Raw genomic sequence first — 23,273 nt, 5'->3', positions numbered from 1 at the left:
GCCGGGGAAGGGGAGCGTGATGCGGGAACTGACGTACTGGCAGGCGATCAGCGAGGCCACCGTGCAGTGCATGGCGGAGGACCCGACGGTGCTGGTGCTGGGGGAGGGGGTGGACGACCACAAGGGCACGTTCGGCACCACCAAGACCGCCTTCGAGCGGTACGGCGCGGCGCGGGTGGTCGACGTGCCGAACTCGGAGAACGCCTGCGCCGGCATCGCGATCGGCGCGGCGGCGAACGGGATGCGCCCGCTTGTGGTGCACACCCGGGCGGACTTCATGTTCCTGGCCATGGACGCGCTGGTGAACCTGGCCGCGAAGTGGCGCTACATGTACGGCGACCAGGGCGGCGCGCCGGTGGTGACCCGGGGCGTGGTGGGCCGGGGCTGGGGGCAGGGCGCCACCCACTCGCAGAGCCCGCACGCGACGTTCGGCCACTACGCCGGCCTGTACGTGGCCACGCCGGCGTCGCCGGCGGACGCCAAGGGCCTGCTGGTGCAGGCGCTACGTGGGGACACCCCGGTGGTGTTGATCGAGAACCGCAACCTCTATCCGCTCACCGGCCCGGTGCCGGAGGAGCCGGTGCCGGTGCCGTTCGGGGTGGGCCGGATCGCCCGGGCCGGCGACGACGTGACGGTGGTCGCCGCCTCGCTGATGGTGGCCGAGGCGGAGCGGGCCGCCGAGCAGTTGGCGACCCGGGGGATCGGGGTGGAGGTGGTGGACGTGCGCAGCATCCGTCCGCTTGACGAGCGGATCATCTGCGAGTCGGTCGCGCGGACCGGCCGGCTGGTGGTGGCCGACACCAGTTGGGCCCGCTACGGCTTCGCCGCCGAGGTGGCCGCCGTGGTGGCGGAGGCGGTGCCGGAGGCGCTGCGCGCGCCGGTGCGCCGGGTGACGCTGCCGGACTGTCCGGCGCCGGTGTCGTGGCCGTTGGAGGAGGCGTTCCATCCCGGTGCCGACGAGATCGTGGAGGCGTGCCTGGCCCTGGTCGGTGACCGGCGCGGCGAGCTGCCGCGGCTGACCAGCGCGGCGGCCGGTTTCCACGGCCCGTACTGACCCTTGGCGCGAGCGCGTCCGTCCCGGCCGGACGGCTCCGTCGGGTAGTCTACGGTACGTTGTACGCTAGACGGGCGGGTGGCTGCCGCCCGCGTCGCCGATCGGGAGGTATCAGGGTGCTACTCGGGCGGTTCGCGGTCGTCTTCGAGCCGGGCGATCCGCCCCGGGCCGGCGTGGTCAGCTTCTACGACCCGACCGGCGACGCGGTGCCTGACGAGTTCGACGAGCTCGGCGAGGTCCGCGAGCTGGAGCTGGCCCTGCCCCTCGACGGGCCGGTCGCCGCGTGGCAGGTGCAGGTCTGCGCCATGCCGGTCGCCGACGCGGTGCGGCATCTCGTCGCGCTGCGCGACGAGACGGACGTGACGCCCGCCGCGGCGTTCTGGTCGGCCGTCGCGGTCACCGGCCTGCACCTGGTCGCGCGCGGCCGGCTGCTGCCCGGCGTCACCCCGGACGGGCACGACGCCTGGCGGGTCGGCCCGTTCGACGTCGCCGACGTGCAGCGCATCCGCGCGCTCGCCGCGGCGATGCCGGCCGAGGCCCGCGCCGTGCCCGTCGACCCGTTCGCCGAGACCCTCGTGCTGCCGGACGCCGAGGGCCTGGTCCGGGCGTTCCTGGACGCGGTGGCCGACACGCTGCCGCGCATCCCGGCGGCGCCGTGGCTGACCGGCGACGACAGGTTCACCGGCCTGGACCCGGAGCCGGTGGAGGACCTGCGCGAGTGGGCGCAGGAGGTCTCCGCCGGCGTGGACACCGGGTTGCGGGTGGCGTTGCGGCTGGAGGGGCGGGGCGACTTCGAGACCACCGGTCTCACCGCCGTGGTCCGGATGCGCAGCCTCGCCGACCCGACCCTGGTCAGCGACGCGGCCGCGCTGTGGGAGGGCGACGAGCACGGGCTCGGCGAGCAGGCCACGTTCGAGGCGATGCTCGCGGTGCGTCGGGCCGCGACCGTGTGGCAGCCGCTGGGGCGGCTGCTCGACGAGGCCGCCCCGATCGAGCTGGAGTTGCTCGACGAGGACCTGATCGACCTGCTGGGCGGCGCCGAGCGGCGGCTCGCCGCGGCCGGCATCGACATCGAGTGGCCACCGCAGTTGTCCCGCGAGCTCAACGCCCGCGTCCTGATCAGCTCGCCGCCGGAACAGCCGGCCGATCCGGCCGCCTTCTTCCGCTCGGCGGCCATGATGGCGCAGAGCTGGCAGCTCACCTTCGCCGGCGAGGCGCTCACCGACGCGGAGATGGACCTGGTCGCCAAGTCCCGGCCGATCGTCGCGCTGCGCGAGCAGTGGGTGGCGGTCGAGCCGGAGCTGGCGCGCAAGGCCCGGGAGCGGCAGCTCCGCCCGCTCAAGGCGTACGACGCGCTGGCCGCGACGCTGATCGCCAGCACCGAGGTGGACGACGAGCGCGTCGAGGTGGTGGCCGACGGCTGGCTCGGCGCGCTGCGCGAGCGGATCGCCGAGCCGGACGGCGGCCCCGAGCCGCTGGCCCCGCCGACCGGGCTGGACGGCACGCTCCGCGAGTACCAGTTGCGCGGGCTGCGCTGGCTGGACCGGATGACCTCGCTCGGCTTCGGCGGCTGCCTCGCCGACGACATGGGTCTGGGCAAGACGATCACGGTCATCTCGCTGCACCTGCGCCGCCGTGCCGACCCGGCACTCGCCGGGCCGACGCTCGTGGTCTGCCCCGCCTCGGTGCTGGGCAACTGGGAACGCGAGATCCGGCGGTTCGCCCCGGACGTGCCGGTCCGCCGGTTCCACGGCGCCGCCCGCTCGCTCGACGACCTCACCGACGGATTCGTGCTGACCAGCTACGGCACCATGCGGCTGGACGCCGCGGTGTTGGGCGGGCAGCGGTGGGGGATGGTGGTGGCGGACGAGGCGCAGTACGTCAAGAACCGGCTCAGCGGCACCGCGAAGGCGTTGCGCGAGATCCCCGCCGGCGCCCGACTGGCGCTCACCGGCACGCCCGTGGAGAACAACCTCTCCGAGCTGTGGACCATCCTCGACTGGACCACGCCCGGCCTGCTCGACAAGGTCGGCACGTTCCGGGCCCGGTGGGCCCGGCCGATCGAGGTGGACCGGGACGCGTCCGGCGTGGACCGGCTCGCCCGCCTGGTCCGCCCGTTCCTGCTGCGGCGTCGCAAGTCCGACCCCGGCATCGCGCCGGAGCTGCCGCCGAAGACGGTCACCGACCACCTGATCTCGCTCACCGACGAGCAGGCGACGCTCTACCGGCGGGTCGTCGACGAGGTGATGGGCGAGATCCGCACCAGCCCGACCACCATCGCCCGGCGCGGTCTGGTGCTGAAGCTGCTGGTCGGCCTGAAGCAGGTGTGCAACCACCCGGCGCACTACCTCAAGGAGCCGCACGGCAGGCTCTCCGGCCGGTCGGAGAAGTTGCAGCTCCTCGACGACCTGCTGGAGACCATCCTGGCCGAGGACGGCGGCGCGCTTGTCTTCACCCAGTACGTGCAGATGGCCCGGCTGCTGGAGCGGCACCTGGCCGAGCGGGGCGTGCCGGCGCAACTGCTGCACGGCGGCACGCCGGTGCCGCAGCGCGAGGAGATGGTGCGCCGGTTCCAGGCCGGCGCGGTGCCGGTGTTCCTGCTGTCGCTCAAGGCGGCCGGCACCGGCCTCAACCTGACCCGCGCCGACCACGTCATTCACTACGACAGGTGGTGGAACCCGGCGGTCGAGGAGCAGGCCACCGACCGGGCGTACCGGATCGGCCAGACCAAGCCGGTGCAGGTGCACCGGCTGATCGCCCAGGGCACCCTGGAGGACCGGATCGCCGCGCTGCTGGAGTCCAAGCGGGAGCTGGCCGACGCCGTGCTCACCGGCGGCGAGACCGCCCTGACCGAACTGTCCGACGCCGAGCTGCTCCGGCTCGTGCAGCTGCGCCAGGAGGGATGAGCGACGTGGACTTCGACTTCGAGTTCGACGACGAGCCGGACGACGAGGCGACCGAGCCGACCGAGGACGACGGGCGGGCTCGCAGCTTCCCGGCGTTCGGGCCGGGCCGGCGGATCGGCAAGAAGTTCGCCGACACCTGGTGGGGCAACGCCTGGATCGAGTCGATGGAGCACACCGCGCTCGACCCGGAGCAGCTCAAGAAGGGCCGGCGGTACGCGTTCGCCGGCCAGGTCGGCTCGATCACGGTGAGCCCCGGGCGGATCTCCGCGCCGGTGCACGACGGCGACCAGTACACCCCGCACGACACAGTGGTCCGGATCGGGACGCTCTCCGACGCGGAGTGGGACCGCCTGCTGGACAAGGTGGCCGCCAAGGCCGGGCACATCGCCGCGCTGCTCGACCGGGACATGCCGCACGACCTGGTGCACACCGCCGACGACGCCGGGGTGCGGCTGCTGCCCGGATACGGCGACCTGGAGCCGGCCTGCGACTGCCCCTCCTGGGACCATCCCTGCCGGCACGCCGCCGCCCTGTCCTACCAGGCGTCCTGGCTGCTCGATCGGGACCCGTTCGTGCTGCTGCTGATGCGCGGCCGGGCCGAGCCGGAGCTGATCGAGGAGCTGCGCGCGCGCAACACCGGCCGGGCGGCCGCCGCCGAGGAGGAGGATGTCGTCGGCGACCGGGCCGAGGAGGCGTACGCGGGCGACCCGGCCGAGCTGCCCGGCCCGCCGCCGCCGGTGCGCGGCGAGCCGATGGCGCTCACCCCGGTGCTGGCCGCGCACGACGCGCCCGGCCTCGACGCCGAGGCGTTGGGGGTGCTCGCCGCGGACGCCGCGTCCCGGGCCCGGCACCTGCTCACCGCCACCGCCGACGAGGTGCTCGCCCCCGAGCACGACGCCTGGCAGGACGCGGTGCGGCTGGCGTCGCGGATGCCGCGCTCGCGGGCCGCGCGCCGGCTCGGCGAGGCCAGCGGCCGGGCCGACGACCTGCCCCGGGCGATCAAGGCGTGGGAGTACGGCGGCGCCGCCGGCCTGGACGTGGTCGACGCGGTGTTCGGGCCGCCGAAGGAGTTGGTGTCCCGGGCCACCGACGCGTTGCGCGAGGCCGGCGGCATCGGCGGCGCCACGCCTGAGGTGAAGAACTGGCGTAACCGCTGGACCGTGGGCCGGGACGTGCAGGTGCGCTACGGCCGCGACGGTCGCTGGTATCCGTTCCGCAGGCGCTCGGGCGAGTGGTGGCCGGCCGGCCCGCCCGGCCCGGACCCGGCGGACGCCCTGCTGGACCTGGCGAAGGACTGATCCGGGGACCGGTGCCCGGCCCGGGGTCCCGCCCCGGGCGGGCCACCGCCGGCGGGTCGGCGCTCAGCGGTCCGGTCCGCCCCGGTGGCCGGCGGCGCGGATCGCGTCCAGCAGGGCGAGCCCGGCGAGGGTACGCGCGCCGTGCGCGGCCGGTTCCGCGTCGCCGCGTACGGCGGCCAGGAAGGCGTCCAGGGCGCCCCGGAAGTGGTCCTCCGCGGGCAGCGTGCGCAGCTCCACCCGGTCCTGCCGGTGCAGCCGGAGCACCGGCTGCCAGCCGGCCGCCGGGGTGAACGCCCGTTCCAGCACCAGCCGGCCCCGTTCGCCCCACAACTCGTACCGGGCGCGGTAGGCGTGCGTGAAACCGTAGGTGAGGTGCGCGTCGACGCCGGCGGCGTCCCGCAGCAGCGCCGCGCCGCCCACCTCCACGTCGTGGCGCGGATCGGTGCGCCGGGTGGCGCCGACCACCTCCAGCGGCGCGGTCAGGTGCAGCAGCGCGGCGTGCGCCGGGTAGTAGCCCACGTCGAGCAGCGCGCCGCCGCCGAGGTCGGACCGGTGCCGGATGTCGCCGGCGGGCAGCGGCGGCACCGCCATCGCGGCGCCGAGGACCCGCAGGTCGCCGATCGCGCCGTCGGCGAGCAGCTCGGCCGCGACCCGGTGCTGTCCGTGGTGGACGAACATCCGGTTCTCCATCACCACCCGGCCCGCGCGCCGGGCCGCCGCCAGCACCGCCGCGCCCTCGGCCGCATCCACGGCGAGCGGCTTCTCCACCAGGACGTGCCGGCCGGCGGCCAGCGCGGCGGTCGTCTCGGCCGCGTGCCGCCCGGTCGGCACCGAGACGTAGACCGCGTCCACGTCGTCGCGGGCCACCAGCTCGCGGTAGCCGGTGGTCGCCGCCGCGCCGAACCGGGCGGCGAACGCCGCCGCGCGGGCCGGATCGCGCGCGGCGACCGCGGTGAGCCGGGCCGTCGAGCCGGCCAGCGCCGGCACGAACCGGCGGGCCGCGATGGACGAGCAGCCGATCAGTCCGATGCGGATCGTGTCCGCCACGGCGTCCCCTCTCCTCGACGCGACGGCGGCCCGCCCGCCGCCGTCGCCCCGCCGCCCGGCCGGCCGGCGGGGAGCGCGCGGGCTCCGCGCGCTCCCACCGTGGCCGTCACGGCAGCAGGACCAGCTTGCCGACCACGCCGCCGTCGATGAGTTCCCGCACCGCGCGGCCGGCCTCCTCCAGCGGGTACCGGCGGGCCACCGTGGGCCGCAGCACGCCGTCGCGGACCAGCGTGAACAGGCTGGCCAGGTCGTCGCGGAAGCGTGGTCCGGGCTTGACGTAGTAGGTGCGCGCCCGCCGGCCACGGGTCGCGCCGGCCAGCCCGGCCAGGTTCCAGCCGATCACCCGGCGCAGCGCCGGCAGGTGCGGCCGGAACCACTGCCCCGGCGGGTAGCCGGCCACCGACGAGTCGTACGAGACGAGCGTCCCGCCGCGCGCGAGCAGTGACCAGCCGACGTCGAGGCCGGCGCCGCCGATGTGGTCGAAGACGGCGTCCACGCCCCGGGGGGCCAGCCGCCGCACCTCGGCGGCCACGTCCCCGCGGTAGTCGAGCGGTTCCGCGCCGAGCGCCCGCACCGCGTCGTGCTTGGCGGGCGAGGCGGTGCCGATCACGCGGACACCGTGCCGCCCGGCGAGCTGGGTGAGCAGCGTGCCCACCCCGCCGCCGGCGCCGTGCACCAGCACCGTCGCGCCGGGGCGGACCCGGGCGGAGCGGTGCAGCATCTGCCAGGCGGTGACGCCGTTGCAGACCAGGGCCACCGCCTCGCCGGCGTCCAGTGCCGCCGGTACGCGCGCCATCGAGGCGGCGCCCACCTCCGCGTACTCCTGCCAGGCCCCGGTGCGGGGCATCGACACCACCCGGTCGCCGACGTGCCAGCCGGTGACGCCGGTCCCGACCTCGACGATGTGCCCGACCAGGTCGTAGCCGGGCACGCACGGCGGTTTCGGGGGGAACGGGTGCAGCCCGCGCAGCGTCTGCACCTCGGCGAAGGAGATGCCGGCGGCCTCCACCCGGACGACCACCCGGCCGCGTCGGGCGGCCGGCCGCCCGGTGGTCTCCAGCCGGAGCTGCTCCGGCTCGCCCACCGCGGTCATCACGATGCGGCGGTTCGCCGTTGCCGGCGGGGCCTGGCGGCCCGTGTCCACGTCCATGCTCAGACGTCCGCCGGGACCTTGCCGAGCTCCTTGAGCATCGGCAGGTAGTTCATCACGTCCCAGTGCTCCACCACCTTGCCGTCGACGAACCGCAGCTCCTCCACGATGTGCCAGGTGACGTGCTTGTTGGTCGGCGGCAGGTCGCCGAACTGGCCCTTCTGCGTGGCGGTGATGGTGATCCGCAGCGCGACCCGGTCACCCTCGGCGAGGATGCTCTTCACGTCCAGGTGCAGGTCGGGGAACGCCTGGAGGCCGCCCTCCATGCGGCGGATCATCTCGTCGGTGTCGACCACCGCGTCCTCGGAGTAGTGGACGACGTCCGGCGCCCAGTGCTCGATGATGCCGTCGAGCTCCCACCGGTTCCAGGCCGCCACCATCTGGAGGCAGCGTTCCTTGTTCTCGGCCAGCGTCCGCTCGCCGGTGACGGTCGGGGCGGCGTTCTCGGTCAGGGACATGTGGCACTCCTCGGGGCCGGGCGGCTTGACGTGTCCACCCTCGCGACCTGCCCTCAAGGACCCCTCAAGGGCAGGTCGTGATGCTCCGTGGCATCGCGGGCGCGGCCCGCCGACGGAAGGGACGGGTGGTGGCGATGACGATCCTGGTGACCGGGGCGACCGGCCATGTGGGCCGGCACGTGCTCACGGAGCTGCTGGCGCAGGGGCACGCGGTGCGGGCGATGACCCGCGAGCCGGAGCGCGCGGTGTTCCCGGACGGGGTGGAGGTGGTCCGCGGCGACCTGGCCGAGCCGGCCGGGCTCACCGACGTGTTGCGCGGGGTCCGGCGGATGTACCTGTTCCCGGTGCCCGACACCGCGGCGGAGGTGGCCCGCCGGGCGGCCGAGGCCGGCGTACGGCACGTGGTGGTGCTCTCGTCGACGTCCGCGGCCGACGCCGGCAACTTCAGCGGCGTCTACCACCGCACGGTGGAGCGGGCGGTGGAGGAGAGCGGGATGGACTGGACGTTCGTGCGGCCGGACGAGTTCGCCACCAACCTGCTGTGGAAGTGGGGGCACTCGGTCCGGACCGAGGGCGTGGTCCGTGGTCCGTACCCGCAGGCCCGGCGCGCGTTGATCCACGAGGTGGACATCGCGGCGGTGGTGGCGCTCGCGCTGGCCACCGACGGCCACGCCGGGCAGGTGTACGACCTGACCGGGCCGGAGGCGTTGGACCAGCGCACCCAGGTCGCGCAGCTCGCGGAGGCGACCGGGCGGCCGATCCGGTTCGAGGAGGTGAGCCCGGCGGCGGCGCGCGCGGAGCTGACCGCGTTCATGCCGGAGGTGGTGGTCGACATGGTGCTGGGCTACCTCGCCGACTCGGTGGACGGGCCGCCCGTGGTGTCGCCCACGGTGGAGAAGCTGACCGGGCGGCCGGGGACGCCGTTCGCCCGCTGGGCGAGCGACCACGCCGACGCGTTCCGGCCGGCGTGACCGGCGCGTACGGGCCGGCCGGGGCTCGTCGCCCGCCGGCCCGTACGCGATACGGTATGCGCCCGCTAGGATGGGGTCACTATGACGAAGGAGCGCAGGGGCAAGGCCGACCCCGCACGCAGCCTGGCCATCCTCTGGCGCACCCGGGAGCCCACCAGCCGGGGGACGGGCCCGGGGCTCAGCGTCGAGCGGATCGTGCGGGCGGCCGTCGAGATCGCCGACGCGGAGGGCATCGACGCGCTCACCATGCGCCGGGTCAGCGAGGCCCTGGGTGCCGGCACCATGTCGGTCTACACCTACGTGCCCGGCAAGTCGGAGCTGCTCGACGTCATGGTCGACACGGTCTACGGCGACATGCCCCGACCGGCCGACGTGCCGGGCGGCTGGCGCGGCCGGCTGGACCGGATCGCCCGGGACAACCTGGCGCTCTACCGCGCCCACCCGTGGCTGCTGCGCGCCGAGACCAGCCGGCCGGTGCTCGGCCCCCACATGCTCGCCAAGTACGACTACGAGCTGAGCGCGGTGGCCGGCGTCGGGCTCGACGACGTGGAGATGGACGCCGTGCTCACCCTGGTCCTGGGGCACGTCAAGAGCATCGCCCGCGCGGGTTACGACGGCGCGGAGCTGGAGCGCGAGACCGGGATGACCGACGGGCAGTGGTGGCAGACCCACGGCCCGTGGCTGGAGAAGTTCATGAACTCCGGCAGCTACCCGACCGCGGCCCGGGTCGGCTCGGCGGCCGGGGCGGCGCACGGCGCGGCCTACGGCCCGGAGTACGCGTTCGAGTTCGGGCTGCGGCGGGTGCTGGACGGCATCGCGGTGGTGGTCGCCGAGCGGACGGGTGGGCCGGGCCCGGTCGGCTCGGGCCCGACCGCCGAGGGATAGCCCGCGGCACGTTCAGCGCGTCGCCTCGGCCGGCGGGGCGACCCGCGCCAGCACCACCGCGTCACCGCGCAGCGCGGCGGAGTAGGGGCAGGTCTCGTGCGCCCGGCGGACCAGCGCCTCGGCCTGCTCCGGCGGCAGTCCGGGCAGCTCCGCGCGCAGCTCCACGGCCAGGCGCAGCGTGTCGCCGATGCTGCCGAGGGCGACCCGGGCGGTGACCGCCGACCCGGTCACGTCGACGCCGTCCTGCCGGGCGATCCACCGCAGCGCGCTGTGGAAGCAGGCCGCGTATCCGGCGGCGAAGAGCTGCTCCGGGTTGGTGCCGGTCCCGCCGGTCCCGCCCAGCGCCGGCGGCGCCGAGAGCGTCGCGGTCAGCACCCCGTCGTCGGTGCGGACGCTGCCCTCCCGTCCGTCGCCGGTGGCGGTCGCCTCGGTCACGTACAGCAGATCCATGCCTCGCTCCTCTGCGTGCTGGTCCGGCCGTCGGCGCGCCGGCCCCGGACGCGGCCGGCGTCGTCCGGGGGCCGGTGACGTGCCGGCGGCGGGCGGCCCGGTCCGGGCGCCGCCCGCCGCCGGCGGGGGTGCGGTCAGAGACAGTCGGCGGCGGCGTTGATGGCGTCCACCACCGCGTCCTCGAAGACGCCGGAGAAGTCGTCGGGGTCGATGTCCAGCGTGATCGACGTCTCCAGCCGCTGCCGGCCGTCGAGCGTGGCGCCGATGAACGTGGCGTAGCCGGGGATGCCGCCGCCGTGGCCCCAGAGGCTGAGGCCGCGCTCGGTGACCAGCGGCATGAAGCCGAGTCCGTAGCCGTTGGACATGGGCAGCGTCACCCACTCCGGCGGCACGGTGGTCTTCATCTGCTCGAGCTGCTCCGGCTTGAGCAGCTTGCCGGTGACCAGCGCGACAAGGAACGTGTCCAGGTCCTTGGTGGTCGAGATCATCTCGCCGGCCGAGCACGCCTCGGACGGGTTCATCTCGGTGACGTCGACCGACCTGCCCTTGATCTTCATGTAGCCCCGGGCGTGGCTGCCCGGGATGTGCGGGTCGTCGCCGGGCAGCACGGTGTCGCGCAGCCCGAGCGGCTCGACGATCCGGGTCCGGATCTCCTCGGCGTAGCTGCGGCCGGTGACCGCCTTGATCAGCAGGCCGAGGATGATGTAGTTGGTGTTCGAGTACTCGAACGTGCTGCCGGGGGTGAAGTTCAGCGGCTTGTCCGCGGCGATCTTCACCAGGTCCTCGGGGTCGAAGTGCTTGTAGCGGTCCCGCTCGAAGCGGTCACCGGGACGCTGGAACGCGTCGGCGTGGTTGTACAGCCCGCTGGTGTGCTGGAGCAGGTTGCGGACCGCCACCTCACGCCCCTGCGGCAGCAGCCCCGGCAGATACTCCTCGATCGGCTTGTCGAGGTCGATCCGGCCCTCGCCGACGAGCTGGAGCAGCACCGTGGCGACGAAGACCTTGGTGATGCAGGCGATCCGGAACTTGCCGTCCGTGGGTACCGGGTCGTCGTTGCCGAACTCGCGGACGCCGGCGCGCACGGTGAACGTCTCGTCGCCGCTGGTGACCCGGAACTGGGCGCCGGCGGCGCCGACGGTGACCAGCTTGTCGACCGCCTCCTGGAGTCGGATGCGCTTCGGGTCCTTCGTCTCGGGCTTGACCATGGTGTCGGTCATCGTGGACACAGTCCTTTCCTCGGCACGTTCACTGAACGGACAGGGCGTGGCTGAAGACGGTGAGCGGATCCCACCGCTTCTTGATCTGTTGCAGGCGCGGGTGGTTCTCCTTGAAGTAGAGGTACTGCCAGGGCGCCCCGGAGGCGTTCCACCGCGGGTCGGCCATGTCGACGTCGGGGAAGTTGATGTAGCAGCCGTCGTTGCGGTCGTCGGGCAGCGGGACGCCGCCGGTGGTCGCGTACACGTCCCGGTACAGCCGGCGGGTCCAGTCGAGGTTCGCCTCGTCCGTCGACGGGTCCGCCCAGGACGTCAGGTAGAGCGCGCGCAGGACCGAGTCGCGCTGGGCGGTCGCGGTGGCGTCCGGCGCGATCGCGTTCGCCGCGCAGCCGTACGACTGGAGCGAGATCGTCGCGCTGGAGAAGGCGTGACCGTCGCCCCACAGGTGGTCGTGGATGGTGTCGATCTGGGCGTCGGTGTAGCCGCGCCGCAGGTACGCCGACTTGATCTTGTGCCGGCCGGACTCGCCGTCCTGCGCCCGCGCCAGCTTCACCATCGTGGACAGCCACGGCGCCCGCTCCACAGGCATGTCGTAGCGGGGCGCGTCGACGCCCCCGGTCATCTCCCGCACCGCGCGGGCCAGCAGCTCCTCGGCGTCCGCGCCGGTGCCGTCGAGGTGGTTGAACAGGATCGCCCCGATGCCCGGGTCGTCCTGCGGCGCCACCGCGAACAGCACCAGCCCGCTGAACAGCCCGGCGTACGGCGAGTCGGGAGCGCTGTTGCGCTCGTGCCAGCGGCCGTGGCCGCCGACCAGCGCCCGCAGCGCCTCCCGGGTCAACCCCTCGCGCGGGAACACGGTGCTCGACGCCAGCACCGACGCCGGCGGCCGGGGCAGCAGGTCGCCCGGCCCGCCCTCGGCGCCCGGACTGCGCAGCCAGTAACGGGTCACCACGCCGAAGTTGCCGCCGCCCGCGCCGGTGTGCGCCCACCACAGGTCGTGGTTCGGGTCCGCCGGGTCGCGGGTGGCCACCACCGCCCGGGCCCGGCCGTCCGCGTCGACCACCACGACCTCGACCGCGTACAGGTGGTCGGAGCAGGCGCCGAAGCGTCGGGACAGCGGGCCGTACCCGCCGCCGAGCAGGTGCCCGCCGATCCCGACCAGCTCGCTCGCCCCGCCGGGCACGGTGACGCCCCAGCCGAGGTAGAGCGCCCGGTAGAGGTCCATCAGCCGGACGCCCGGCTCGACCGCGAATGCCTGCCGCTCCGCGTCGAACCCGACCCGGTCCATGGCGGCGAGGTCGAGCACCACCCGGACCGTCGGGTCGGACACGAAGTCCTCGTAGCAGTGACCGCCGCTGCGGACCGCGATGCGCTGCCCGGCCCGGACCGCGTCCTGCACCGTGCGGGCCACGTCCTCGGTCGAGCGGGCCAGGACGAACGCGTCCGGTCGAGGGGGGAAGCGGGCGTTGTCACCCCGGACCACGAAGTCCTCGTACCGTGGGTCGCCCGCCGCGATGCGTGCCGGTCCCGACATGCTGCACCCCTTCTCTCGCCGTCGTCAGCGGATCGATCGTGGGCGGTCCCGCTCGAGGCCGCGCACAGCTCCGCTGGAGCCGCCGGGCGACTCCCGCCGCTCCGGTGGGCCTCCAACCCGGCTCCACCGGGCCGGGGCACGGTCGGTCCTCGGGCGGACGCCAGCCGCCCGGCCACCCACGACCCGGGAGTTGACGTGGATACCGCGACGTACAAGACGGCCGTGACGCAGGCGTTCAACCAGGCCGCCGCCAGCTACGACCGGATGGGCGTGGAGTTCTTCACGCCGATGGGCCGCCGGCTGGTGGAACGGGTGGCGCCACGGCCCGGGGAACGCGTCCTCGACGTCGGGTGCGGACGGGGCGCCTGCCTCTTCCCGGCCGCCGAACGGGTCGGGCCGAGCGGCCGGGTGCTGGGCGTCGACATCGCCGAGGCGATGGTCGCCGAGGCCCGCGAGGCGGCGCGCGGGGCGGGCCTGACCACTGTCGAGGCCCGGGTGATGGACGGCGAGCACCCGGACCTGCCGGCCCGCTCGTACGACGTGGTCACCGGCAGCTACAGCGTCATCTTCTTCCCCGACGCGCCCGCCGCGCTGGCCCGCTACGCCGGGCTGCTCGCCGACGGCGGCCGGCTCGGGTTCACCAGCCCGGTCTTCACCGCCGACACGTTCCCGTTCCTGCCCCCGGTCTTCACCGAGCTGATCCCGCGGGACCTGCTGCGCAACCTGCCGCCGGAGTGGCAGCCGGCGGAGCTGTCCCGCCGGTTCAACAGTTGGCTGGCCGACCCCGCCGACCTGGTGCGGACGCTGCGCGGGGCCGGCTTCACCGACGTCGACGTGGCGGACGAGGAGGTGGCCATGACCGCCGCCTCCGGCACCGCCTGGGTGGACTGGTCACACACGCAGGGCATGCGGCTGCTCTGGCAGCACCTGCCGGCCCGGGAGAGCGCGGAGCTGCGCGACCGCCTGGTCACGGCGCTTGACGCGATGCGCCCGGGGGACGGGCCGCTGACCATCCCGGTCCCGGTCCGCTACGTCACCGCCACGGTGGCCCGGTGAGCCCCGACCGGCCGGACCCGGCCGCGTCCGTGCCCGAGGTGCCGGCCGGCGCCGTCGCGCCGACCGAGGCGGACCTCGCCGCCACCTGGTTCCTGGACCACGACTCGGCCGAGGTGGCCGACTTCGTGACCCGGCACGCCCCGCCCGGCCCGGACGTCACCGCGCGGGCCGTCTCGCTCTACTACGCCATCCGCGACTCGGTCCGCTACGAGGTCTACGCCGCCGACATGACCCGGGACGGGTTGCGGGCCAGCGCCGTCGCCCGCGCCGGCACCGGCCTGTGCATCCACAAGTCCGTGCTGTACGCCGCCGCGCTGCGCGCCATCGGCGTGCCGAGCCGGCTGGTCCTCGCGGACGTGCGCAACCACCTCACCTCCGACCGCCTGCGCGCGTTGATGGGCGGCGACGTCTTCCGCCACCACTGCTACACGCTCGTGCACCTGGACGGGCGCTGGATCAAGGCCACCCCGGTGTTCAGCCGCCGGCTGTGCCGGTTGTACCGGATCGGGGAACTCGACTTCGACGGGCGCACCGACAGCCTGTACCACCCGTACGACATGGACGGCCGCCGGCACATGGAGTTCCTGCGGGTGCACGGCGAGTTCAGCGACCTGCCGTACGACCGGATCGTCACCGACCTGCGCCAGGCGCACCCGAACCTGTTCGCGCGGACCATGCGCTTCGTCAACGGGTCCCTGGAGCGGGACGCGCTCGGCGCGGGGAACCGGTGACCACGCCCGCGCTCTGCCTGCGCGCGGCAGTGGCCGAGGTGCGGCGCGCCGAGCCGGGCCGCTACCACGAGCGCCGTCCGCTGCCGCTCGACGCGGTGGCCGCCGACTACGCCCGCCGGTACGCCGGGGTGCCGGCCACGCCCCGCGCCGTCGAGGAGGACGTGGTCCGCTACCGGTCAGCAGGCCCGGACGCGCTGCCGGTGCTGCTCGGCCTCTACGGCGACGCGGACCGGGTCCGCCGCTGGCTGCCCGGCTACCCGGCCCGGGTGACCCGCCGGGCGGTACGCCGGCTGCTCGGCGCCACCCGGGCGCCGGTGACCGGGATCCGGTCGGCGGACCACCGGCCGGTCGACCTCACCTCGCTGCCGGCGCTGCGGGCGACGCCCCGGGACGCCGGCGCCTACCTGACCACCGGCGCGGTGCTGGCCCGCCACGGCGGCGAGACCGCGTTCTCCGTACACCGGATGTTGGTGCTCGACCGCGAGCGGCTGACGCTGTGGACGGTGCCCGGCCGCACCCTCGGCCGCCTCTACGAGCGGGCGCGCCGCGACGGCCGCCGGCTGCCGGTGTCGATCAACATCGGCATCGCTCCGGCGGCGATGGTCGCCTCGGCGGTCAACGCCCGGTTCCTGCCGCCCGGCGTCGACAAGCTCGCGCTGGCCGGCGCGCTGGCCGGCGCGCCGGTGGGCCTCGCGGACGCGGTGACCCAGCCGGTGCCGGTGCTCGCCGGCGCGGAGATCGTGCTGGAGGGTCACCTCGACGGCGCCACCGCCGACGAGACGCTCGACGACCGGGTGGCCGGTTCGCTGCCGGAGTTCCTCGGCTACCACGGCCGCGCGCAGTCCGGCCTGCCGGTGGTCACGGTGACCGGGATGAGCGTGCGGCCCGGCGCGGTGTTCCAGGCGGTCGTCGGGCCGGGCCGGGAACAGTCGGTGATCCTCGGCCTGGCCGGCGCGCTGTCGGCGCAGCTCGCCGGCCGGGGACGCGACTGGGACCTGGTCCGGGACCTGCACTTCGGCCCGGCCGGGGGCGGCATGCTCACGCTCGTGGCCGGCCTGCGCAAGCGCTCGGCCGGGGACGACGCCGCGCCCGGCCGGCTGGCCCGGGAGGTGTTCGACGCCCACCCGTTCGCCAAGCTCGTCGTGTTCACCGACGACGACGTGGACGTGCGCTGCGCCGAGGACGTGTTGTGGGCGCTGTCCACCCGGTCCAACCTGGGCACCGACTGCGGCACGTTCGCCGACTTCCCGCCGCTGCCGATGGACCCGTCGCAGAGCGACGCCTGGCGGGCGGAGCGGGGACCCGCCGGTCGGTCCTGGGTGGACGCGACGGTGCCGTACCGCCTGCGACCGGAGGCCGAGCGGGCCTTCGTGCCGGGTCCGGTCCCGGTCGCCCGGCGGCGCGGGCGGTGACCGCCGCGCCGCCGGTCAGGTGGTCAGCGGGGTGAGGAAGACCGTGGCGGTGCAGCCGATCGCGCCGACGTTCGTCACGGTCAGGACGAGCTGGCGTTGGGCGGTGCCGTCGGGGTTGATCCGTTGGACGTACCAGCTACGGGTGATCTCCATCTGGCACGGGTCGGTGAGCTGCGCGCCCCAGGGGGACAGGCCGAGCAGGTGCGTGGCGGTGAGCGGGTTGGCGTTGTTCCACGTCCAGGTGGAGGAGGCGGCCGGGGCGAGGGTGCCGACGTACCAGGTGGTCGGCACGGACAACTGCGCCAGGCGGACCTGCGCGCCGCAGGTGACCGAGCCGATGTTGCGGATCACGAAGGCGAACTTGCGGACCGCGCCGGCCTCCTGGAGGTACCAGGTGCGGGTGATCTCGAGCTGGCACGCGGCCGATCCGCTCGCGCCGGTCGGGCTCAACCCGAGCAGGTAGGAGACGGTCGGCGACACCTGCTCGACCCAACGGTAGTTGCCGCTGGCGCCGGGCGCGAGCGGGGCGACCGTCCAGTCGTACGTGGCGGGCTGCGCGGAGAGCAGGACCGTGGCCGCGCAGGTGACCGCGCCGTTGTTGCGGATCTGGAAGTGGAAGCGTCGTTCCCCGCCCGGCTGTTGCGAGTACCAGCGGCGGGTCACCTCGAACTGGCAGGGCTGGGCGGCGTTCGCCCCGGTGGGGGAGAAGCCCACCTGGTAGGCGACGGTGAGCGGGTTGGCGTTGTTCCACACCCAGCCCTGGGTGTCGCCCGGCGCGACCTGCCCGGTCGACCAGGAGGCCGCCAGGGCGGCGACGCCCGGCCCGCCGGTGGATCGTGCGGTCGCCGAGGCCGGCACGACCCGCTCGGAGCGGGTCGCGGAGCCGCGCGGGCCGTCGGGCGGCGCCGCGGCGGCGGGGGCGCCCCAGCCGGCGAGCAGGAGGAGTGCCACCGTCGCGCCGAGGCGCTTCCGACCTGTTGATCCTCGCACCTGGCGCCCCCCGGTGATCCTCGTCGTCGTCGACGCCCACGATCGCACGCGGGACGGATCACCGGATCGACCGCGACGGATAGGTGACACCGTCGCGTCAGGGGGCGTACGGCGCGTCGGCGTGGCTCACCTCGGTGACCGTGTTGCCGGTCAGCTTGTAGACGGTGGTCCGCCGGACGTTCAGCTCGGCCATGCTCGCGTCGGCGGAGCGGGTCAGCCAGACCACCGTCGCCTTCTGCCCGGCGATGGCGACCGAGGTGACCGGGGTGCGGTCGCCCAGGTCCACCACGGCGCGGTACGTCGGCTTGCCGCCCGTGTCGCGCCAGAAGACGACGCTCCAGAACTGGCCGGTGCCGCCGGTGCGGACCAGCACCGCGCGGGCGGCGTCGGCGGCCTTGTCGCCGTCGAGGTCGCCGACGGCGCACGGCTTGCGCAGCTCGACGCCGGTGCCGTCCTCGCCGTTCCAGACGCCGTCGGTGAGCGGGATGTGGTCGGTGTGGTCATAGAACGGGGCCGTCGGGCTGCCCAGGTCGGCGCCGGAGAGCTGGGCGCAGGTCAGGGCGGGGACCTTCGGGGCCCTGGGCGCCGGCGGGGCCGCCGGTCGCGCCGCCGCGGTGGTCGACGGCGCCGCCGGGTCCGCCGGTGACTCGTCGCCGGTCGCGGGCGACGCCGGAGCGTCCGGGATCTGGGTGCCGGCGGACGCGTCGACGCCCGCCGCCCCGGTCGACGGGGCGTCGGCGCTCGTGGCGGTCGGCCCGTTTCCGCATCCGGCGGAGAGGCAGAGGAGGGTGAGGGCGGTGGCGATCGGCAGGGTCCGGCGCATCGGGTGGCGGGTGTCCTTTCAGGAGGGTGCCCGCACCGTACTGGAGCGCCACAACTCCGCGAGGACTCAGAGCACTCCGGTGAGTCGGCCCTTCCAGCCGGCCAGGACCGCGCCCGGGTCGGTGTCCAGGACGTCGGTGAGCAGCGTCGCGTAGACGTCGCGGAAGTCGGTGTGGAACTTCAGGTCGCCGTCGTCGAGGTCGGTGAGGCTGGGCGGCTCGCCGTACAGGCCGCCGCGCACCGGCGCGCCGAGCAGCAGCATGTTCGAGGCGGTGCCGTGGTCGGTGCCGTCCGAGCCGTTGGCGGCGACCCGCCGGCCGAACTCCGAGTAGACCGCGGTGACCACCTTGCGGCCGGCCTCGGAGCCCGCCATCCGGGTGTGGAACCGGCTCAGTGCCGCGTCCAGCATCCCGAGCAGCACCTGCTGGAGCTGCTTCTCGTCGGCGTGCGTGTCGAACCCGCCGAGGGAGACGGAGAAGACCCGGGTCGACACCCCGGCCTCCACGCACTGCGCGACCAGGTCGAGCTGCGCGTCGAGCGAGGCTCGGGCGCCGCCGGTGGCGGTGGCCGGGGCGGCCTCGCCGTCGTCGTCCGAGCCGTCGCCGTCCGGCGCCTCGCGGACCGCGCGGATCATCTCGTCGACGGAGCGCAGGTCCGTGAAGCAGGCCGCCGCGCGGGCCCGGGCCGGGGATTCCCCCGGCGCGGCGGCGCCGAGCGCGGCGAGCGTGGACGCGGGCAGCCCGGCGGCCGTCCGCTGCTCGCCCACCGGCACCGACGCGCCCGCGCCGCGCTCGCCGGCGAGCAGCGGGGGCAACGCCGACTCGAACGAGACGGCCAGCCGGGGGTCGGCGCCGGCGCGGTCGAGCCAACGGCCCAGCCAGCCGGTGGTGCCGGGGCGGTCCGGCTGCGCGGTGTGCCAGATGTCCATCGACCGGAAGTGACTGCGGTCCGGCTTCGGGTAGCCCACGCCGCGGACCACCGCGAGCCGGCCGTCGCCGTACGCCCGGTGCAGGCCGGCCAGCGCCGGGTTGAGGCCGAACTGGTCGTCCAGCGTCAACACGTCCTGCGCCGCGTGGGCCAGCTCGGGCCGCGCGTCCCGGTAGGCCGGATCGGCGTACGGGATGACGGTGTTCAGGCCGTCGTTGCCGCCGTAGAGCGTGACCAGGACCAGGGTGCGGGCGTCCGGGTCCCGGTCGCCGGCGGTGGCGAACAGGTCGGTGAGGCTGAGGGCGGCGGCGCCGCCGGCCAGGGCGGTCGCGCCGACCACCCCGCTGGCCACCAGGAACCGTCGTCGGGTCAGGACGTCCACGGGATCGCTCCTCTCAACTGACCGCGTACTCGGGGCTGACCAGGGCGGCCGTCAGCAGCTTCCGCGGTTGTCCGGCGAGCGGGGTGAGGGCCGCCCGGGTGCGGTCGCTCCACGCGTCGACCACGAGCAGCCGGGCCAGCGCGTCGGCGCGACCGGCGACCGGCGCGGCGTCCAGCCGGGCCAGCACGGCCGGCGCGGCCGACTGGGCCAGCAGGTCCGCCACCCGCATCTTGGCCTGCAACGACGAGGTGGTGAGCCAGGCGGCGCCGGCCGGCCAGCCGCCGACGCTCGGCGGGCGCAGCGGCACCTGGTCCAGCGCGTTCAGCCCGGCCAGGATCCGCCGCCGGCCCTGCTCGGGCAGCGCGGACGGCCGTACGCCGAGCTGTCGGGCCGCGCCGACGAGCCACTCGACGGGCTGCTTGACAAGCGTGTCGCGGGTCTGCGCGAAGGCCGGGGCGGTGAAGATCCGCCGCAGCGTGCCGACCGTGTCCGGGGCGGCGAGGTCGGCCGGCGGCGGAGTGTGCGTCCCGGCGTAGCGGAACCAGAGCCGGCCCGCGACGAACCGCGCGGCTTCGGGGCGGCCGGCGAGCAGCGCCGCGTACGAGCCGGTGTCGAAGGCGGCCTGCCGGCCGAGGATGGTCTTGGGGCCGGGGTCGTGCCGGCGGGGCTCGAAGCGGGCGGCGCCGGTGGACCGGTCCACCGTCCAGCCGGTCAGCGCCCGGGCCCCCTCCTTGACGTCGGCCTCGGTGTAGCCGTTGCCGACGCCGAGGGTGAACAGCTCCATGGACTCCCGCGCCAGGTTCTCGTTCGGCGCCCGGCGGGTGTTCTTCTGGCCGTCGAGCCACAGGATCAGCGCCGGGTCCCGCAGCATCGCGTCGACCAGCGGGCCGAGCGGACCCGGGCCGTAGCGGCGCAGGGTGTCCAGGTGGCGCAGCATCAGCGGGGCGGAACGGACCTTCTGCGCGCTCGTCGCCCAGTGCCCGTGCCAGAAGAAGACCAGTTTCTCCGCGGCCTGGTGGTCGGCGGCGATCATCCGCTCCAGCCACCAGCCGGTGAGCGCGGTGACCTGCTCGCGGCGCTTCCGGTTGGCCTGTTGGCGCTGCTCCCGGCCGGCGCCCTTGCCGACCTGCCCGGCCGGATCGGCGCCCAGTGCGGGTGGGGGCGTCGCGGTCGCGCCCCGGTCCGCGCCCTCGGGCGCGAGCAACCGGTCGAGCGTCGCGGCGAACCCGGCCCGCTCGGCGGCGTCCACCTCCTGTGCGGTCGGCCCGAAGGTCGCCCGGCGCAGCAGGTGCGCCACCGCTTCCCGTTCCGTCATGTGGGTGACGCTAGCCGCCGACTGTACGGGGAAGGTAAGCGCCGGATGCGGACCGCGTCCGGGTGACGACTGTGGATTCCTTGCCCGACGGCGGACGCGGCCGTATCTTTCATTGATGATCCTCAGTGGGCAGCCGCGCGCGGGCGACGGTGACCCGCCGCCGGAGGACCTGGGCGGGATCGCCTGCCTGCGGGGCCTGTCGAGACGGGGTTTCCTCACCAGCGCCGCGCTGGCGGCCTCCGGGGTGTCGGCCGCCTTCGCGCTGCTGCCCGACACCGCCCGCGCCGCCGGCGGCTACCAGCGGCCGTGCGGGAACGTCCGGATCTCCAGCTCGTGGCAGGACCACCGGAACCGGACGCCGCCGTCGGGCGAGCCGGGAACCGACTACGCGGTGGGCACCGGAACGCCCGTCGTGGCCGCGGCGAACGGCACCATCCGCCTCGTGAAGACCGACACCTCCACCGCGACGGGGCGGGTGGTGGGGATGGCCCACGACGACGGCAACTACACCCGGCACCTGCACCTGTCGCGGATCGCCGTCTCCACCGGCCAACGCGTGTCGCGGGGCCAGACGATCGCGTACTCCGGCTCCTCGGCGAACGGCAGCGACTCCGGCGTGGGACCGCACGTGCACACCAGCCTCTGGCTGGGCACCGGCAGTCCGACCACCTTCGGCGCGACTGTCGACTTCGAGAACCACGTCGGGGACGTCACCGACCCGAACCCCCCGGACCAGGAGGTAGACGACGTGTTCATCGCGAACGTCAGAGGCAACTGGTATCTCGTCGTCCCCCAGGGCACCGCCAAGCCGAGGGCGGTGGTGCTCGGTGGCGACAGCAATGCCGCCGCCTCGGGCATCCCCGTGCTGAACTTCACCTGGGACCCGTCGATCAACGCGCTGCGCGCGGCGGTCGACGGCATCGGTTGACGCGGTGACGCCCGTGCGGGCCGTCCGCCGGTCGGGGCCCGTCACCGGGTGGTGACGGGCCCCGACCGATGGGGTCAGTTGAAGGTCGCGTCCAGCGCCGCGGCCAGCTTGTCGTGACCCGACTCGTTGGGGTGCGGGGATCCGCCGAAGGCGGTCTTCTGGAGGTCGGCGACCCCGAGCGCCGGCGCCGGGGCGAACCGCACCTTCGGGTTGTCCGCCGGCAGTCCGGTGCGGATCACCAGGTTGAGCTGGTTCGTCCACTGCGCGACTGTCGCCTTCCACCCCGGGTCGTCGATCAGGTCCCGTTCCTGGGAGGGGATCTGACCCGGCAGGTAGCCGTGCAGCTCCTGGGCGAGGTTCACCCGGTACTGCTCGGCGAGCCGGCCGACGTCGAAGCGCGCCGGGCTGATGTCGTAGTAGCCCATCCACACGACCTTGTCGGCGCCGGCGCCGAGCACCTCGTCGACGATCTCCTCGACGTCGGACTTGATCTGCGGGTAGAGGGCCGGGCCGTCCCAGGTGGGCACCTCGACCCGGTGGTGGATGTACTTGATGCCGGTGACGTCACCGACGACCTTGCCGTGGCACGCGCCGCCCTGGATGACCCGGGACTTGGCGGTGTAGTTGCCGGCCAGGTCGAACCAGTCCATCTGCGCCTGCAGCGGCAGCTTGTGCTCGGTGAAGTAGGTCTGCATCAGCTCGCGGTAGTGGTCCATCAGCCCGCAACTGGCGAGGGCCTTGAGCAGACCCGTCCACGTGGTGTTGTTCACCCCGCCGGTGCTGACGAAGTAGGCGGCCTTCCGGTCGGTCTTGGCCTGCTGGATGGCCCGGGTGGCCAGCTCGACCGGGGGCCAGTCGCGGGCCCAGGGGTTCCGGCAGGCGTCCTGGTAGCCGGCCGGAGCGCCGAGGATCTGCTGGGTGCCGTAGCCGGTGCGGGCGAAGTTGTAGTACTCCACCACCCGTCTGTCGCGGTTGACGGCGTACTTGCCGGCGTAGCTGAACAGCATGTCGTTGCCGGGCAGACCGCGCAGGTCGGCTCTCGTGTTGCCCACGCAGGCGCCCATCGGGAACGCGTTCTGGAACTGCAGGTGGGCGGAGGTGATCGAGTCTCCGGTCGCCACCAGCACCACCGGCTGCAACGGGGTGCGGTTCGGCGGGCAGTAGCGGTCCTTGCGCGCCTCGCCCAGCTTCTCCTCGCCGGCGTTGCCCGGGCACGGCGGGCCGGGCGTCGGGCTGGGCGGCGGGTCCACCGGGCCGGTGGGCGGGTCGGTGGGCGGGTCGGTGGGGGGTGGGGTGTCCGTCGGCGACTCGCTGGGGCTGGCCGACGGGGAGCCGCTGGGGCTTGTCGATCCGCTGGGGCTGGCCGACGGCGAGCCGCTGGGGCTTGTCGATCCGCTGGGGCTGGCCGACGGCGACCCGCTCGGGCTTGTCGATCCGCTGGGGCTGGCCGACGGCGAGCCGCTGGGGCTGGTCGACCCGCTCGGGCTGGCCGACGGGGAGCCGCTGGGGCTTGTCGACCCGCTGGGGCTGGCCGACGCCGATCCGCTCGGGCTGCCGCTCGGTCCGGGTGACGAGCTGGCGCACGGCGAAGGGCTGCCGCTCGGGCTCGCGCTGGTGCTCGCCGTCGCGCTCGGGCTGCCGGCGGGACCGCTCGGGCTGCCGGCGGGACCGCTCGGGCTGCCGGCGGGACCGCTCGGGCTGCCGGCGGGACCGCTCGGGCTGCCGGCGGGACCGCTCGGGCTG

21 protein-coding genes are annotated in these 23,273 nt (G+C 74.8%); 10 read left to right on the top strand and 11 right to left on the bottom strand.

Going from position 1 to position 23,273, the window contains the following annotated elements; genetic code table 11:
• Nucleotides 1-19 precede the first annotated feature (19 nt).
• The 3 genes from ACIA5A_RS19780 (at nucleotide 20) to ACIA5A_RS19770 (ending at nucleotide 5,258) form a co-directional block, all read left to right on the top strand.
• The gene (locus ACIA5A_RS19780; RefSeq protein ID WP_396764079.1) at nucleotides 20-1,054 is read left to right on the top strand and encodes an alpha-ketoacid dehydrogenase subunit beta; all 1,035 of its coding nucleotides are present in this window, start codon (nucleotides 20-22) and stop codon (nucleotides 1,052-1,054) included.
• A gap of 116 nt (nucleotides 1,055-1,170) precedes the next feature.
• Nucleotides 1,171-3,960 carry a DEAD/DEAH box helicase gene (locus ACIA5A_RS19775; protein WP_396764076.1) on the top strand — a complete coding sequence of 930 codons (2,790 nt, stop codon included), beginning with the start codon at nucleotides 1,171-1,173 and terminating at the stop codon, nucleotides 3,958-3,960.
• On the top strand, nucleotides 3,957-5,258 hold the full coding sequence (locus ACIA5A_RS19770) for an SWIM zinc finger family protein (RefSeq protein WP_396764073.1): 1,302 nt from the start codon (nucleotides 3,957-3,959) through the stop codon (nucleotides 5,256-5,258). Before ACIA5A_RS19775 ends, ACIA5A_RS19770 begins: the two co-directional genes overlap by 4 nt.
• Nucleotides 5,259-5,321: 63 nt before the next feature.
• Here ACIA5A_RS19770 and ACIA5A_RS19765 read toward each other — a convergent pair whose 3' ends face one another.
• From ACIA5A_RS19765 to ACIA5A_RS19755, 3 genes are all read right to left on the bottom strand, one after another.
• The gene (locus ACIA5A_RS19765; RefSeq protein ID WP_396764070.1) at nucleotides 5,322-6,305 is read right to left on the bottom strand and encodes a Gfo/Idh/MocA family protein; all 984 of its coding nucleotides are present in this window, start codon (nucleotides 6,303-6,305) and stop codon (nucleotides 5,322-5,324) included.
• Between the two features lie 106 nt (nucleotides 6,306-6,411).
• Nucleotides 6,412-7,455 (bottom strand): zinc-binding dehydrogenase, encoded by a 1,044-nt coding sequence (locus ACIA5A_RS19760; protein ID WP_396764067.1) that lies wholly within the window; start codon nucleotides 7,453-7,455, stop codon nucleotides 6,412-6,414.
• A 2-nt stretch (nucleotides 7,456-7,457) separates the two neighbouring features.
• Nucleotides 7,458-7,913 carry an ester cyclase gene (locus ACIA5A_RS19755; RefSeq protein ID WP_396764064.1) on the bottom strand — a complete coding sequence of 152 codons (456 nt, stop codon included), beginning with the start codon at nucleotides 7,911-7,913 and terminating at the stop codon, nucleotides 7,458-7,460.
• Nucleotides 7,914-8,047: 134 nt separating this feature from the next.
• On the opposite strand from ACIA5A_RS19755, the gene ACIA5A_RS19750 reads away from it, so the two are divergent.
• Both ACIA5A_RS19750 and ACIA5A_RS19745 read left to right on the top strand, forming a co-directional pair.
• On the top strand, nucleotides 8,048-8,884 hold the full coding sequence (locus ACIA5A_RS19750; RefSeq protein WP_396764061.1) for an NAD(P)H-binding protein: 837 nt from the start codon (nucleotides 8,048-8,050) through the stop codon (nucleotides 8,882-8,884).
• Nucleotides 8,885-8,965: 81 nt separating this feature from the next.
• Entirely contained in the window at nucleotides 8,966-9,769 is an 804-nt protein-coding gene (locus tag ACIA5A_RS19745; protein ID WP_396764057.1) for a TetR/AcrR family transcriptional regulator, read from the top strand.
• A 12-nt stretch (nucleotides 9,770-9,781) separates the two neighbouring features.
• Here ACIA5A_RS19745 and ACIA5A_RS19740 read toward each other — a convergent pair whose 3' ends face one another.
• From ACIA5A_RS19740 to ACIA5A_RS19730, 3 genes are all read right to left on the bottom strand, one after another.
• Nucleotides 9,782-10,219, bottom strand: a complete 438-nt coding sequence (locus ACIA5A_RS19740; protein ID WP_396764053.1) for an Ohr family peroxiredoxin — start codon at nucleotides 10,217-10,219, stop codon at nucleotides 9,782-9,784.
• A gap of 134 nt (nucleotides 10,220-10,353) precedes the next feature.
• Nucleotides 10,354-11,436 carry a serine hydrolase domain-containing protein gene (locus ACIA5A_RS19735; RefSeq protein ID WP_396764050.1) on the bottom strand — a complete coding sequence of 361 codons (1,083 nt, stop codon included), beginning with the start codon at nucleotides 11,434-11,436 and terminating at the stop codon, nucleotides 10,354-10,356.
• Nucleotides 11,437-11,464: 28 nt separating this feature from the next.
• Nucleotides 11,465-12,967 carry an FAD-binding oxidoreductase gene (locus ACIA5A_RS19730; protein WP_396764047.1) on the bottom strand — a complete coding sequence of 501 codons (1,503 nt, stop codon included), beginning with the start codon at nucleotides 12,965-12,967 and terminating at the stop codon, nucleotides 11,465-11,467.
• Nucleotides 12,968-13,162: 195 nt separating this feature from the next.
• On the opposite strand from ACIA5A_RS19730, the gene ACIA5A_RS19725 reads away from it, so the two are divergent.
• Genes ACIA5A_RS19725 through ACIA5A_RS19715 form a run of 3 tightly spaced genes read left to right on the top strand, consistent with a single transcriptional unit; the run spans nucleotide 13,163 to nucleotide 16,166 of the window.
• Nucleotides 13,163-14,023, top strand: coding sequence for a class I SAM-dependent methyltransferase (locus ACIA5A_RS19725; protein ID WP_396764044.1), 861 nt, complete (start codon nucleotides 13,163-13,165; stop codon nucleotides 14,021-14,023).
• Nucleotides 14,020-14,754, top strand: coding sequence for a transglutaminase family protein (locus ACIA5A_RS19720; RefSeq protein ID WP_396764042.1), 735 nt, complete (start codon nucleotides 14,020-14,022; stop codon nucleotides 14,752-14,754). Before ACIA5A_RS19725 ends, ACIA5A_RS19720 begins: the two co-directional genes overlap by 4 nt.
• Complete coding sequence (locus ACIA5A_RS19715; RefSeq protein WP_396764039.1) at nucleotides 14,751-16,166, top strand: UbiD family decarboxylase; 1,416 nt, start codon at nucleotides 14,751-14,753, stop codon at nucleotides 16,164-16,166. The genes ACIA5A_RS19720 and ACIA5A_RS19715 overlap by 4 nt, the downstream gene beginning before the upstream one ends.
• A gap of 15 nt (nucleotides 16,167-16,181) precedes the next feature.
• Here ACIA5A_RS19715 and ACIA5A_RS19710 read toward each other — a convergent pair whose 3' ends face one another.
• From ACIA5A_RS19710 to ACIA5A_RS19695, 4 genes are all read right to left on the bottom strand, one after another.
• A complete protein-coding gene (locus ACIA5A_RS19710) occupies nucleotides 16,182-17,117 on the bottom strand; it encodes a hypothetical protein (protein ID WP_396764036.1) in 936 nt (311 codons plus the stop codon).
• 136 nt (nucleotides 17,118-17,253) lie between these two features.
• Nucleotides 17,254-17,979 carry a hypothetical protein gene (locus ACIA5A_RS19705; RefSeq protein ID WP_396764034.1) on the bottom strand — a complete coding sequence of 242 codons (726 nt, stop codon included), beginning with the start codon at nucleotides 17,977-17,979 and terminating at the stop codon, nucleotides 17,254-17,256.
• A gap of 66 nt (nucleotides 17,980-18,045) precedes the next feature.
• Complete coding sequence (locus tag ACIA5A_RS19700) at nucleotides 18,046-19,287, bottom strand: DUF1501 domain-containing protein (RefSeq protein WP_396764032.1); 1,242 nt, start codon at nucleotides 19,285-19,287, stop codon at nucleotides 18,046-18,048.
• Nucleotides 19,288-19,300: 13 nt separating this feature from the next.
• A complete protein-coding gene (locus ACIA5A_RS19695; protein WP_396764029.1) occupies nucleotides 19,301-20,602 on the bottom strand; it encodes a DUF1800 family protein in 1,302 nt (433 codons plus the stop codon).
• 115 nt (nucleotides 20,603-20,717) lie between these two features.
• On the opposite strand from ACIA5A_RS19695, the gene ACIA5A_RS19690 reads away from it, so the two are divergent.
• Nucleotides 20,718-21,530 (top strand): M23 family metallopeptidase, encoded by an 813-nt coding sequence (locus ACIA5A_RS19690; RefSeq protein WP_396764026.1) that lies wholly within the window; start codon nucleotides 20,718-20,720, stop codon nucleotides 21,528-21,530.
• 74 nt (nucleotides 21,531-21,604) lie between these two features.
• Here ACIA5A_RS19690 and ACIA5A_RS19685 read toward each other — a convergent pair whose 3' ends face one another.
• Nucleotides 21,605-22,780 carry a hypothetical protein gene (locus ACIA5A_RS19685; RefSeq protein ID WP_396764023.1) on the bottom strand — a complete coding sequence of 392 codons (1,176 nt, stop codon included), beginning with the start codon at nucleotides 22,778-22,780 and terminating at the stop codon, nucleotides 21,605-21,607.
• Nucleotides 22,781-22,823: 43 nt separating this feature from the next.
• Here ACIA5A_RS19685 and ACIA5A_RS19680 point away from each other — a divergent pair.
• The coding region (locus ACIA5A_RS19680; protein ID WP_396764020.1) for a hypothetical protein at nucleotides 22,824-23,273 on the top strand (450 nt) is incomplete at its 3' end.

The organism is Micromonospora sp. NPDC051300 (assembly GCF_044455315.1).
Taxonomy (GTDB): Bacteria; Actinomycetota; Actinomycetes; order Mycobacteriales; family Micromonosporaceae; genus Micromonospora; species Micromonospora robiginosa.
This window is presented reverse-complemented; position numbering and strand designations above follow the sequence as displayed.